Source organism: Ruegeria sp. SCP10 (assembly GCF_040329495.1).
Lineage (GTDB): Bacteria > Pseudomonadota > Alphaproteobacteria > Rhodobacterales > Rhodobacteraceae > Ruegeria.
Map to the genome: position 1 here is coordinate 381,235 of NZ_JBDZYF010000001.1, position 13,337 is coordinate 394,571.

The window sequence follows — 13,337 nt, forward strand, 5'->3', positions numbered from 1 at the left end:
TTGGTAAGTCTTGGTTGGAATGAACGAAGCGCGCAGGTTAACCCGAACAGCTGGCCCCGCCCAAGACGCAGAACTTTGCGCAGTGGGGGTGGTTCAAATGCACATCTGCCTCGGCCTCGGCCAGTGTTTCACCCAGCTCGAACTCAGGCGAATAGGGTAGCAAGGTGCAGGCTAGAACGGCCGGACGCTCGGCGCCTTTGCGTTTCACCACCATGCGCGCGCTGGCACACATAACCGCGTCGGGGGATTTGTTCAAAATGCCCCAGCAGGCGGTGGTGATTTCAGGAACCTCAACCGTTTCGTCCATTTCCGGGAACAGAACGGTCTGCGCGGGGTCGTTTGCATCGATATCAAATCCGTGAGCGTCGAAAAATGCAGCATAGCCCGCGCGGCTGTCCGCATCGCTGTCACCCCAGACGGTGCGCCCTGCCACGGCTATGTTAAAGCCGTGATCGCGCAGCCATTCCATCCCTGTCAGCGTCTTGGCAAAGCTGCCTTTGCCGCGTTCTTCGTCGTGCAGTTCGGGCCGATAATGATCGACCGAAATGCGCAGGGTCAGCTTTGCAGCATAATCACGCTGAAGCTCCAACAAACCCTCGCGCATCTTGCGGCGCATCATCGGTAGCATCGCATTTGTCAAGATCAGCACTTCATACCCACGAGCCAACGCGGCGCGGGTGATCTCGATCATCTCGGGATTCATAAAGGGCTCACCGCCGGTGAACGCGATCTCTTTGACCGGCCAGTTGCGCTGTTCGATCTGGTCCAGATAGTCGGTGACTTCGGCGGCTGTGATATAGACCAGCGCATCATTGGTGGGGCTGCTTGCGATATAGCAGTTCACGCATTCGATATTGCACAGCGTACCGGTATTGAACCACAGGGTCTGCGGGTTTGACAGGGCAACTGACGCGCGGGTCTGTCCGTCTGCCGTCACCAATCTGTCTTGAAACTTACCGATATTGGCAAGCTGAGGGGCGTTGTCTTTCATTCCCACATCCGGTTCTTTGAAGTCGTTTGAATGATTTATCTGTTTGTTGTCGCTATGGTAAGGGTCTGATGGCGTTCTGACAGAGTTTTGATGAATGAGAGTTTTCCCGCCAAAAGGTTCGAAAATGATTGCGCTAACATTGGACATGTCGATGGGGGCAGGATAAGGACAAGCCATGGTTTCTCGTGTCATTCCTGTTGACCCATTTGATCTGGTCATTTTCGGCGGCACTGGTGATTTGGCGCAGCGCAAGATTTTGCCAGCCCTGTTTCACCGGTTTTGTGCAGGCCAATGGCCAGAGGACGCACAGATCATTGGCGCGGCGCGGTCCGATCTGACGACGGATGCATTTCGCCAGATCGTGGCGGAGTCGCTGCGACGAGACGCGCCCAGGCGGGCTGAGAACACTGAAGCGCTAGACGGGTTTCTGCAACGGTTGGATTACGTCGCGCTGGACGCAATGTCGGCAGAGGGATGGCCTGAACTGACGGGGCGGCTGACCAAGGACCGTATACGTGCGTTCTATTTCTCGGTTGGTCCGCGCCTGTTTGGGCCTTTGGCCGATCAGATCAGATCGCATGGCATGGTTTCAGACCAGACGCGGATCGTCGTCGAGAAACCGTTTGGCCATGACCTTCACAGCGCGCGCGGTCTGAATTCAACCCTGGCGGCACATTTTGACGAGGGGCAAATCTACCGGATCGATCACTATCTGGGCAAAGAAACAGTCCAGAACCTGATGGCCGTGCGCTTTGGCAATATGCTGTTCGAGCCGCTCTGGAACAGCCAATATGTCGATCACATCCAGATCACCGTTGCCGAAACGGTCGGCGTGGATGGGCGCGAGGAGTATTACGAACGTGCCGGGGCTATGCGGGATATGATGCAGAATCACCTGATGCAGTTGCTCTGCCTGATCGCCATGGAACCGCCTGCCAAGTTCGACCCCGATGCGGTGCGCGATGAAAAGCTGAAAGTCATTCGTGCGCTTGATCCGGTCGAGCCGCATCACATCGTGCGGGGCCAATTTGCAACGGGCGAGGGAGAGCCGGGCTATCGTGAGGTGGTGAACAATCCCCGTTCGACAACTGAAAGCTATGTGGCTTTGAAAGCGCATGTCAGCAATTGGCGGTGGGCTGGCACTCCGTTTTATCTGCGTACCGGCAAGCGGCTGGTCGCGCGATCCTCGGTCATCAATGTGCAGTTCAAGGATGCGCCGCATTCGATCTTTGGTGAGGCTGCGGGACGGCACGCAAATGCCTTGTCTATCCGGTTGCAACCGAACGAAGGCATCACGCTGAAGGTAACGATTAAGGAACCGGGGCCGGGCGGTATGCGCCTGATCGACGTGCCGCTGGATATGAGCTTTGCCGATGCGCTGGGACCTGAAAACCAGGACCCACCCGACGCCTATGAACGCTTGGTGATGGACGTGATCCGGGGCAACCAGACCCTGTTCATGCGCGGCGATGAGGTCGAGGCCGCCTGGGCCTGGACCGATCCGATCATCGACGGCTGGCAGGCGCGCGGTGACGTGCCCAAACCCTATGACAGCGGCAGCACAGGCCCCGGCGACGCCGAGCTGCTGATGAAACGTGATGGTCGCCGCTGGCAAGGAATAAAGCCATGAATATTCAGGATTATGCCGATCGGGACATGCTGGCCATCGATGTCGCAAATATGCTGGCCGGAGAGCTTGAAGCCGCATTGCTGCACAATGAAACCATCGCGCTGGCGGTTCCGGGGGGGACAACTCCGGGCCCAGTGTTCGATGTTCTCTGCGCGGCTGATCTGGAATGGGATCGCGTGCGTGTCATGCCCACCGATGAACGCTGCGTTCCTGCCGACAGCGAGCGTTCGAATGAACGCCTGATCCGACAGCGGTTGCTGACCAATCGTGCGTCAGCGGCGCAATACATCCCGCTTTATGTTCCGGGGACCGCGCCTGAGACGGCGTTGCCAGAAATAGAATCTCTGATCGCACCGGTTCTGCCGCTGTCGGTTCTGGTATTGGGTATGGGAGAAGACATGCACACAGCATCCCTGTTTCCGGGTATGGAAGGGCTGGAGGCGGCCCTCGACAGCCATGCTCCTACGCTCGCCGTGGCCCGCACTCAGGTTCAACCCGAGCCGCGTATTACACTGACGGGGCCGGTTCTGGATGGGGCTTTATCCAAGCACCTGATCATTTTCGGGGCAGCCAAGCGTGACGCATTGGAGCGTGCTATGGCTCTACCACCGGAAGAAGCACCAATCGCGGCAGTGCTGAGTGGTATGACCGTGCATTGGGCGGAGTGAGTGAGATGGACCTGAGCAATCTCAAAGCGCTGGCTACTGCGCAGACCGACCGCATCGTGGATTTGTTTGCGGCTGACCCGGACAGGGCACAAAACTTCTCGGCCTCAGCTGGGGATATGGTCTTTGACTATTCTAAAACCCGGATCGACGCTGATATGCGCGACGGCCTGATCCGACTGTGCGACGAGGCCAATTTGGCCGAGCGGCGCGCTGCCATGTTTTCGGGTGAGAAAATCAACGAAACCGAGGGGCGGGCTGTTCTTCACACGGCTTTGCGCAATCTGGATGGCGGCGCTGTGCAGATCGATGGGCAAGACGTCATGCCAGATGTGCTGGCAACCTTGCAGCGCATGCGTGTCTTTGCCGAAGAAATTCGCGGAGGGGCTATAGCGGGGGTAGGCGGCAGCTTCACGGATGTGGTGAATATCGGTATCGGCGGGTCCGATCTGGGGCCGGTGATGGCGACACATGCGCTGTCACCCTATCATGACGGGCCGCGGGTTCACTATGTCTCGAATGTGGATGGGGCGCATATCGCGGATACGCTGCGGCAGCTTGATCCGACACGGACCTTGGTCATCGTGGCCTCCAAGACCTTTACGACCATCGAAACCATGACCAACGCACGCACCGCGCGGGCATGGATGAGCGACGGTGGGGGCGACCCGGCAAAACAATTTGCCGCCGTGTCCAGCGCTTTGGACAAGACCCAAGAATTTGGTATCCCGGCGGACCGTGTCTTTGGCTTCGCCGATTGGGTCGGCGGGCGCTATTCTGTCTGGGGGCCGGTGGGTCTGCCGGTGATGATCGCGGTGGGCTCGAACGCGTTTGACGCGTTCTTGCGCGGCGGGCAGGCTATGGACTTGCATTTCCGATCGGCCGACTGGGCCGAGAACATGCCCGTAATGCTGGCCCTTGTCGGCATTTGGCACCGCCAGGTTCTGGGCTATGCCAGCCGCGCCGTTCTGCCCTATGATCAGCGCCTGCTGCGTCTGCCAGCCTATTTCCAACAGCTTGAGATGGAATCGAACGGGAAATCCGTGGCGATGGATGGCGCGTCTCTGACCTTACCATCGGGCCCGGTTGTCTGGGGCGAACCCGGCACCAATGGTCAGCACGCGTTCTACCAGCTGATCCATCAGGGCACGGATGTCATCCCCTGTGAGTTCATGGTGGGGGCCGAGGGGCATGAACCAGAACTGGCCCATCATCACCGGCTGTTGCTGGCCAATTGCCTGGCCCAGTCCGAGGCGCTGATGCGTGGCCGGTCGCTGGAGGAAGCCCGCGCACGAATGGCCGAAAAGGGTTTTGAGGGGGATGAGCTGGATCGTCAGGCCCGCCATCGCGTGTTTGCTGGCAATCGGCCGTCGACCACCTTGATCTACCCGAAACTGACCCCCTTTGTGCTGGGGCAGATTATCGCGCTCTATGAACATCGTGTCTTTGTCGAAGGCGTCCTTCTGGGTATCAACTCTTTCGATCAATGGGGTGTTGAGCTGGGCAAAGAACTGGCAACCTCACTGGGTCCTATCGTGGATGGTGAGGAAAGCGCAGAAGGCAAGGATGGCTCGACTACGGCGCTGGTTGCTTACGCGTTGAAACACCGAGACTAGCGCAGAATCTAATGGCTTGCCCTTAGGGCAGGCTGCATTCTGATATTGTCAGACAATTAAATGCTTGGCAGGGTTCCTCCTGAGGAGAATGGAATTGACCCATGGGGCATTGCCCCTAGGTTTCGATGACACGGCAACGGCCGCAAAGGCTAAGCCGAGAAATGGGGAGGACGTCCATGCTGGGACAGATGATGACGCAGCCTTTGCTGATCTCGTCGCTGATCGAACACGCCGAACGCTATCATGGCCAGACCGAGATACACTCGGTCGAAACGGATGGAACCGTAACGCAGACCAGTTGGTCTGAGGTGGCCACCAATGCGCGTAAACTGGCCTCGGCGCTGGGCAAGCTGGGGCTAAAGCCGCAGGACCGCATCGGAACGCTGGCTTGGAACAACCGCCGCCATCTTGAAATCTACTACGGCACCTCGGGCGCCGGATATGTGTGCCACACGATCAACCCGCGCCTGTTCCCCGAGCAGCTGACCTATATCATCAACCACGCGCAAGACCGGGTTCTGTTCTTTGATGCCACCTTCATTCCATTGGTTGCTGCGCTAAAGCCATCGTTGACCGAGGTTCGCCATTTTGTCCTGATGGGGCCGCGCAACGACGAGGCGCTGGCCCAGATCGATGGGGTCGCGTTCTATGACGAACTGATCGAAACCGGCGATGCAGGCTATGCCTGGCCCAGCTTTGACGAAAACACGGCGTCCAGCCTTTGCTATACGTCGGGCACCACCGGCAACCCAAAGGGGGTTCTGTATTCGCACCGGTCAACTGTGCTGCACAGCTTTGGATCGAACACGCGGGACGTGATCGGCTATTCGGCCATGGATGTGGTGATGCCGGTTGTGCCGATGTTCCATGTCAATGCTTGGGGTTCCCCTTATGCCTGCGCGATGTCGGGATCCAGAATGGTCCTGCCGGGGCCGGGCTTGGATGGCGCGTCTCTGGTCAAGCTGATCGACACCTATGGCGTGACATTAGCCATGGGAGTCCCCACGATCTGGCAGGGATTGCTGGCGCAGGCGGCTCAATCCGGTAGCGAATTGACCAGTTTGGAACGCACCGTGATTGGCGGCGCGGCCTGTCCGCCGTCAATGATCGAAACCTTCCGCGACACTTATGGTGTCGATACCGTTCACGCCTGGGGCATGAGCGAGATGAGCCCGCTGGGCACAGCAAATACCCCGATGGCCAAACACCGGGATCTGCCAATCGATCAACAACATAAGCTGCGCGAAAGCCAGGGGCGACCGCCTTACGGGGTCGAGCTGAAAATCGTCGATGATGATGGCAAGGAACTGCCGCATGATGGTGTCACCCAGGGCGATCTTCTGGTGCGTGGCCCATGGGTGTTGGACAGCTACTTCCTGATGCAGGACCAGGCGCTGTTGCAGGATGGGTGGTTTGCCACCGGAGATGTGGCGACACTGGACCCAGATGGTTACATGACGATCAGGGACCGGTCCAAGGACATCATCAAATCGGGTGGCGAATGGATCAGCTCGGTCGAGCTGGAAAACATCGCCGTGGCTCATCCCAAGCTTGCCACAGCTGCTGTTGTGGGTGTCCCGCATCCTAAATGGGATGAACGGCCCTTGCTCGTGGCGGTCAAGGCCGACGGCCAGAACCCCAGCGAAGAGGAACTATTGGCCTTCTTCGAGGGCAAGATCGCCAAGTGGCAAACCCCGGATAAGGTTGTTTTTGTTGAGGCTTTGCCCCTGAACGCCACGGGTAAAGTGCTGAAACGGAACCTGCGTGCCGATTTCGAAACAGCCCTGACCGGCTGATCCTGCGGATTTGAGGAAGAATGGCTCCGGCGGTAGGGATCGAACCTACGACCAATTGATTAACAGTCAACTGCTCTACCGCTGAGCTACGCCGGAACGGTTCGCGCCGTATAGCAATCAGATTTGGCCCCGTCCAGAGGGGGCAGGCAGTTTTTCGACGAAAAAACGGACCCCCACATTCACGATGTCATGGCGGACGAACTAACGCTCTTCTAAGGGGAAGAATGGCTCCGGCGGTAGGGATCGAACCTACGACCAATTGATTAACAGTCAACTGCTCTACCGCTGAGCTACGCCGGAACGGTTCGCGCCGTATAGCAACCCCGTTTTTTGTCGTCCAGTAGGGAAGCGCTCGATTTAGGAAAAAACTTTTGTGCCTATGCGTGCCGGTGAAAGACGGCCTCGGTCGACAGCGCTCCCGCGTGCGCTACTTTGGATTTTCCAACCAGATCAACCAGATGGGCAAAGACATTCCGTTCTGCTGCGGGCAGCAGCGCTTTGGGCGTTTCGGTGTAGATGCGCTGGGCCAATTGCCGGGCGGTGCCGGGCTGATCTTCCAGCGCCGACAGGATTTGCGCCTCACGGCCCAGCCTGTGTTGAATCAGCCATGTCAACCGTCCGGCAGGGTCGGTGATAGGTGCGCCGTGGCCCGCATGAAACACCGACCAATCGCGCTCCTGCAGCCTGTAACAGGCCGCCATGAAATCCGTCAGATCACCATCCGGAGGGGAAACCAGTGAGCTGGCCCAACCCATCACATGATCGGCGGTGAAGCAGGTCTGACCCCAGGCCAGCGCGATATGATTGCCCAGATGCCCAGGTGTATGGATCACCTCAAGTTGCCAATCGTCGCCTTCGATCAACTCACCATCCGCGATTTCAACATCCGGGCGAAACGTTTGATCAATCCCTTCACCGCCGCCCACCAGACCGTTATGCGCCAGTTCAGTCATCACGGTACTGCGCCCGGCCTCCGGTCCTCCAAACGCGTGGATTCGCGCGCCTGTTCGGGCGGCCAATGGCGTAGCCAGCGGCGAATGATCCAAATGGCTGTGGGTCACGAAGATATGGCTGATCTTTTGACCGGGCTCTAGTGCGCCCAGAATCGCCTGCAAATGCGCTTCGGACGCAGGGCCGGGGTCGATCACTGCGACATCCCGTGTGCCCAGCAGATAGGTATTGGTCCCACGATAGGTCATGGGCGATGGGTTGGGGGCCAGAATGCGCCTTAGTCCGGGTTGCAATTCCATCGCAAGCCCAACAGGTGGGTCGAAATCATCTGGCGCCTGCATTCTGTCCCCTTCCTCTTGCCCGGGCAGCCCGCTAGGTTTAGCGCATGTCTTCGCAATGGCTCAAACCTTATCTGCCACGCAGCCTTTACGCCCGGGCGGCGTTGATTCTGGTTTTGCCGGTGATCGTCCTGCTGCTGGTTGTTGGAAATGCGTTTCTCCAGCGACATCTCGAAGACGTCACAGCGCAAATGGTCCGCACCGCAGCGCGTGAGGTCAATCTGGTGATCAGTGCGATGGAGGGCGTTGAGACCCAGCAACAGGCGCTGGCTGCTGTGCGGCCCGATCTGGCCGCACTTGAGATGAGCGTTCGGTTTCTCGATCTCAACGAAGCGCCGGATATTGGCACCGGGCGCTGGTATGATTTCATCGCCCCGCAGATTGAGGCGGATTTGCATGCGCTGCTGCCTGATCTTAAGGCGGTGGCTTTACCCAATGGACCGGACGCGCGGCTCTACATGGACACGCCATTGGGCACACTGGAACTTGTGTTTGACCGCAGGCGTCTTGCGCCCACGGCCCCGCATCAGTTGATCGTGACAATGGTGTTTTTCGCCATCGTCATGACTTCGATATCGTTTCTTTATATGCGCAATCAGCTGCGCCCGATCACACGGCTGTCCAAAGCCGCCGAGGCCTTTGGGCGGGGGCGGGTGGTCGACTACACACCCGGCGGAGCGATTGAGGTGCGCGCAGCAGGCAATGCCTTTCTGGACATGCGCGCCCGGATCGAAAGGCAAATCGAACAACGGACGATGATGCTGTCCGGTGTCAGCCATGATCTGCGAACGCCTTTGACTCGGCTGAAGCTGGGCCTATCGATGCTGCCAGAGGACGAGGCCGCACCTATGCAGCAGGACGTGACCGAGATGCAATCTCTGCTGGATGCCTTTCTGGATTTCTCGCGCGGGGCAGCCGAAGGCGCGCCGGAAGAGGTCGACATCGAAATCCTGGTGCATCAGATCGTTGAAGATGCCAAGCGAGCGGGCCACGCGGCCGCATTGGTCGAGGTGGACGGGCAGGGCAGCGTCATGCTGCGACCGATGGCCTTAAGGCGAGCGGTTGAGAACCTGATCAGCAACGCGGTGCGGTATGGAAGCCGTGCCGATGTGAGCCTGTCGATCACCCCAAAATCGTTGCGTATCCGGGTCGAAGACGATGGGCCGGGCATTCCTGCTGATCGGCGTACCGAAGCGGTAAAGCCGTTCTCGCGCCTTGATCCGGCCCGAAACCAGAATCAAGGCAGCGGCGTCGGGCTGGGTTTGGCAATTGTCGCGGATGTGGCGCGGGCGCATGGCGGCGTTTTGCGGCTGGCTCAAAGTGAGCGATTGGGCGGTTTGTGCGCCGATATCATAATCGGACGGTAGGGCGCACTAAAGAGGTACACCCGCCAAAGAACCGAGTGTTAGTGCGCTGCCTCGAACTCAGTTCAAATCTTCCAGCAACCGCCCATGTTTGCGGGTCTCTGAAATCACCGCGCCGAAGGTGGTCATACCGCGGGCCTCAAGCATCGGCAGCATCTTGACCAGTGCATCCGCAGTCGCCACCGCATCCCCCAGTGCCGTATGGCGCAGAGCTTCGGGGATGGTGATGTCCAGCCTCTCACACAGGGCGTCCAGCGTGTGCGTCTCGCTGGCGCCAAACAGAACTGCGGACATCAGCACGGTATCCAGAATCGGGTGGTTCCATTCCACCTCCATTCGTTGCGCATGACGGCGCAGGAAAGCCATGTCAAACGGCGCGTTATGGGCGACGATCACCGCATCCTGAGCGAATTGATGGAACACCCGCCCCGCCTGACCAATATCTGGCGCGCCCTGAACCATGTGGTCGCTGACCTTGTGCACCTTGGTCGAAGCCGCAGGGATGGGAATGCCTGGGTCGACCAGCATATCCAGCTGTTCCCCTGCAACGATTCGGCCCTTGATGACGCGCACCGCGCCGATTTGAACGATCTCATCCTTGTGGGGTAGCAGGCCGGTTGTTTCCGTATCGAACACCACAAAGCACAAATCCGACAGATTCCGGGTTTCAAACGCTTCCTCAGCCGCGCTCGTCAGCAGGTCGAAATCATAGACCAACGGGCGTGCTGAATCCGGGGCAATGCGGGCCGCGCTATCGTCGAAGATCAGCATATATCCTGGTGCGTCCCCCAAGGGTTTCATCCGCGCCTGATAACTTTGCTTGTCGTCGGCACTGTGCAAGGTGCAATCCACATCCAGCCCGGTTTTCATCAGGCGTTTATATGCGGCCTCCAACGAGTCCGGCTTGAGATACTCAAACAGTGAAGCATTCAGGCGCGGATGCGCAATCTGGGCCAGAACCTCAGCCGCCTGCGCATCGTAAAGAACGATCTTGTGCGTCGGACTTGCCAGCAACATGGCCACTGGAATTTCGGTGAGCAAAGCGGTCAGGCGTTTTTTTTCGGCTGCCAAAGCAGCCGTTTCAGTCGCCACAGCCTCGGCTATGTTCAACGTCTTATCCGACAGTTGATCGGCAAGCCCCGCGGCTGCAGGGGCCAGATCGCCAAGGTAGCGCGCGGCTTGCATATCCATGTCCGTACTGACGCCAGCATGGGCACGGGCGCGAAGCTGTGCCGAAATGCGCTCGATCGGTTTTGCGATATTGTCGTCAAACAGCAGCCAAATCCCTGCGACCAGCGCCAGCAGGCCAAACCCGATCAGAAGTCCAGAGAAAATGAATGCATCCAGAAGTTCCGGCTGGCCTGCACGGGTATAGCTGAGCCCCAAAGCCAAAGCCGTCACCAATAGCCCACCCAAGGCGAGCAAACAGAAGAACAGGAAAATCCTAAGTCGAAGGCTGAGGCGGGTCAGCATAATTACACTCCGCAGGTGGCCTCAATGATTGGATCACTGCTACCGGCTGTGAACCAATCGGCATTTACCAGTTGTCCGTCAGCCCCAAACTCGGCCCCGTCGGCCAGATTGGCGCGCCGGTTTTGGGCGCAGTCAACTGCGACGGGGACCATCGAACGCGGCGCCCAGCGGCCAAAGAAATACAGGTCAATCAGACGTTGATCCGGCACCTGATCATTGGTCCTCAGCGAGACGGTGTCGATGGCGGCAAAGCGATCGACAAAGGGCACTGCATAGGTCCAGGGGCGATAGATCGCGCGGCTTTCGACCTCTTGTATCACGGTCAGACTGTCAGGCAGCGTGTCGCGGGTGCGGTCGTACCAAGAATACTCGCTGGCGATGGTCATTCCGATCATACCCAATCCCGCCGCAACAGGAGTTGCCCAACGAGGAAGTAAACCACCGGTGACTTTGTTCAGCACCATCACGACCCCGGCAAAGGCGAAGCCTGCGAATATTGTGCCGATCAACTCCAGAAACATCTGTTTCCTCCACTTTCAGGGCGCAGACGGCCCTTTCTTTAATTCATTTGCTCTATCAGAGCGTTAACAGTTCCTAACCCAGCATCCCTTTGCCATGACCAACCGCAGATTGCATTGTCTTAATCACGACAAAGGCGTCGCGCAGGTGGCTGCGTTCGAAATCCGATAGATCCGAGGGGGGCAGGTAATTGTCCGGGCCCGCGCCTGATTTGACCCTTCGAACCTGATGTTCCAGACGGCTTTCAGCGATCAGGTCATAGGCATCCAGCAGGTCCCTTGCACCCGAGGGGCTGAGCACGCCTGCCGCCTCAGCCGCTTTCAGTCGCGCGCGGGTATTGGCTTCGGTCAACTGCCCCTGTAGGGCGTAGATGCGGCCCAGATCAACCACAGGCACCACGCCATTATGCTTTAGGTCCAATGTGTTGCGATGTTCTCCTGACCGAACAGTGGCAAACCCGCGAAACAGCCCCAAAGGTGGAGTATGCTTCAGCGAGTTTGCAATCATATGGGCCACAAAGATTGAATTCGAACTGGCCGCTTTCAGCGTGTTCGCCTGAAGATCGGCAAACAGTTCAAACGTGCCGCCGATGGGACGCAGGTCAAACATGACCGAGGCCAGCATCTGTGCCTCGGGGTTGGGTTTAGCGATCCAGCCGTTGAAATACTCGCGCCAGACCCGCAGAGGCTGACACCAGCGCGGATTGGTCGCCATCATATCGCCGGGGCAATAGAAATACCCGCAGACATCCAACCCGTCCGAGACGAATTTGGCCAGAGATTGAAAGTAAGGCATGTCGCCGTTGGTGACACTATCATCCAGCATCAGGCAATTGTCCTGATCCGACACACCTGTCTGTTCTTGACGCCCTTGCGAGCCACAGGCCAGCCAGAGATAGGGAACAGGCGGTGGACCTAGTTTATCCTCTGCCAGCGTCAGCAGGCGCCGCGTGGCGGTATCAGCGATATCGGTGATCAGACGTGTCACGATCTCGTGCCGGTTCCCTGCGGCCACAAGCTGGACTAGCAGTTGCGGTATCTCGGCCGTAACGGTTGCCATTTCGGCGGGGGAATCGGCATGGGCAATTCTGCGCACCAACTCTGCCGAGTTTACCGCTTGATAATGGGTCAGGTCGGTTTGAGTCACAATCCCGACCAGCTGACCGGCCTTGCAAATGGGGATATGACCGATCCCACGCTCCATCATGATGTGCAGCACATCAGACCCGATATCGGTCGGCGAAAGCGTAATGGGGTTTGAGGTCATGATCTCCGATATTGCCGTATCCGGGGGCAGTGAATCCGCTACGTATTTGCTAGAGATATCGCGCAGGGTTGCGATCCCTAACAACGCGTCGGCATTTGTCACGCAAAGGGAGGAAATCTTCTTGTCGCGCATAAGGCGCGCGGCCTCGGGAACGGGGGTATCGGGTAGGCAGGTCGCTGGATCACGGGCCATCAGAACGTCGATGGCACTGGTGGCCAGGCTCTGCGGGCCGGAACGATCCCCACGGGTTCGGTTGAAAAACCGGGATACGATCTCATGCGAGTTCACCAGATCCTGCACCAGATCGGGCGGCAGGATGATCAGGATAGATGCGCGTTGCGCGCTTGCACGTGTCGCGGCTTTGCCATTGCGCAGCAAGCCCCGTTCGCCGAAGGAATTGCGCAATCCCAGTTGCGAGACAACAGCGCCGTTTTCATCCGTGATCTCGACCAGCCCTTCGTAGATTAGAAACACGCCGGGCAGGGTGTGCCCCAGATCATAAAGCTGCGCATCCGCGTCCACATCCTGAATGTCAGCCCGGCGCGCGATATCTTCCAGCACGTCCTCGGGCAACGCATCATAGGGATGAACGGATTTCAGAAACCGGGTGATCTGCGATTGGGACAGGGGCATCAGAACGCTCGATGATCTCCAAGCAAAAATCCCGCCCGGTGGAATGCCGGGCGGGAACAGTAAGTCGAAAGACGCGGCACATAGAATCTATCCAT

10 protein-coding genes and 2 tRNA genes are annotated in these 13,337 nt (G+C 58.4%); 5 read left to right on the forward strand and 7 right to left on the reverse strand.

The window, feature by feature from the left end:
* Nucleotides 1-37: 37 nt before the first annotated feature.
* On the reverse strand, nucleotides 38-991 hold the full coding sequence (locus tag ABLN87_RS01985) for a radical SAM protein (protein WP_353007021.1): 954 nt from the start codon (nucleotides 989-991) through the stop codon (nucleotides 38-40).
* Between the two features lie 175 nt (nucleotides 992-1,166).
* Between ABLN87_RS01985 and zwf the strand changes: the two genes are divergently transcribed.
* The 4 genes from zwf to ABLN87_RS02005 all read left to right on the forward strand — a co-directional run bounded on the left by zwf (nucleotide 1,167) and on the right by ABLN87_RS02005 (nucleotide 6,698).
* Nucleotides 1,167-2,621, forward strand: a complete 1,455-nt coding sequence (gene zwf, locus ABLN87_RS01990; protein WP_353007023.1) for a glucose-6-phosphate dehydrogenase — start codon at nucleotides 1,167-1,169, stop codon at nucleotides 2,619-2,621.
* Entirely contained in the window at nucleotides 2,618-3,289 is a 672-nt protein-coding gene (gene pgl / locus ABLN87_RS01995; RefSeq protein ID WP_353007025.1) for a 6-phosphogluconolactonase, read from the forward strand. Before zwf ends, pgl begins: the two co-directional genes overlap by 4 nt.
* Before the next feature lie 5 nt (nucleotides 3,290-3,294).
* Entirely contained in the window at nucleotides 3,295-4,902 is a 1,608-nt protein-coding gene (gene pgi / locus ABLN87_RS02000; protein ID WP_353007028.1) for a glucose-6-phosphate isomerase, read from the forward strand.
* A 176-nt stretch (nucleotides 4,903-5,078) separates the two neighbouring features.
* Entirely contained in the window at nucleotides 5,079-6,698 is a 1,620-nt protein-coding gene (locus ABLN87_RS02005; protein ID WP_353007031.1) for a long-chain-fatty-acid--CoA ligase, read from the forward strand.
* Nucleotides 6,699-6,719: 21 nt separating this feature from the next.
* Here ABLN87_RS02005 and ABLN87_RS02010 read toward each other — a convergent pair.
* From ABLN87_RS02010 to ABLN87_RS02020, 3 genes are all read right to left on the reverse strand, one after another.
* Nucleotides 6,720-6,794: transfer RNA gene (locus tag ABLN87_RS02010), tRNA-Asn, on the reverse strand.
* Between the two features lie 129 nt (nucleotides 6,795-6,923).
* Nucleotides 6,924-6,998 (reverse strand) — tRNA-Asn (locus ABLN87_RS02015).
* 77 nt (nucleotides 6,999-7,075) lie between these two features.
* The gene (locus ABLN87_RS02020) at nucleotides 7,076-7,990 is read right to left on the reverse strand and encodes an MBL fold metallo-hydrolase (protein WP_353007033.1); all 915 of its coding nucleotides are present in this window, start codon (nucleotides 7,988-7,990) and stop codon (nucleotides 7,076-7,078) included.
* Nucleotides 7,991-8,034: 44 nt separating this feature from the next.
* Between ABLN87_RS02020 and ABLN87_RS02025 the strand changes: the two genes are divergently transcribed.
* Nucleotides 8,035-9,354 carry an ATP-binding protein gene (locus ABLN87_RS02025; protein WP_353007035.1) on the forward strand — a complete coding sequence of 440 codons (1,320 nt, stop codon included), beginning with the start codon at nucleotides 8,035-8,037 and terminating at the stop codon, nucleotides 9,352-9,354.
* Nucleotides 9,355-9,411: 57 nt separating this feature from the next.
* Here the strand turns inward: ABLN87_RS02025 and ABLN87_RS02030 are convergent, their stop codons facing one another.
* The 3 genes from ABLN87_RS02030 to ABLN87_RS02040 all read right to left on the reverse strand — a co-directional run bounded on the left by ABLN87_RS02030 (nucleotide 9,412) and on the right by ABLN87_RS02040 (nucleotide 13,242).
* Complete coding sequence (locus ABLN87_RS02030) at nucleotides 9,412-10,824, reverse strand: 3'-5' exonuclease (protein WP_353007037.1); 1,413 nt, start codon at nucleotides 10,822-10,824, stop codon at nucleotides 9,412-9,414.
* 2 nt (nucleotides 10,825-10,826) lie between these two features.
* Entirely contained in the window at nucleotides 10,827-11,345 is a 519-nt protein-coding gene (locus tag ABLN87_RS02035) for a hypothetical protein (RefSeq protein WP_353007040.1), read from the reverse strand.
* A 73-nt stretch (nucleotides 11,346-11,418) separates the two neighbouring features.
* Nucleotides 11,419-13,242, reverse strand: a complete 1,824-nt coding sequence (locus tag ABLN87_RS02040) for a DUF294 nucleotidyltransferase-like domain-containing protein (RefSeq protein ID WP_353007042.1) — start codon at nucleotides 13,240-13,242, stop codon at nucleotides 11,419-11,421.
* Nucleotides 13,243-13,337: the final 95 nt, after the last annotated feature.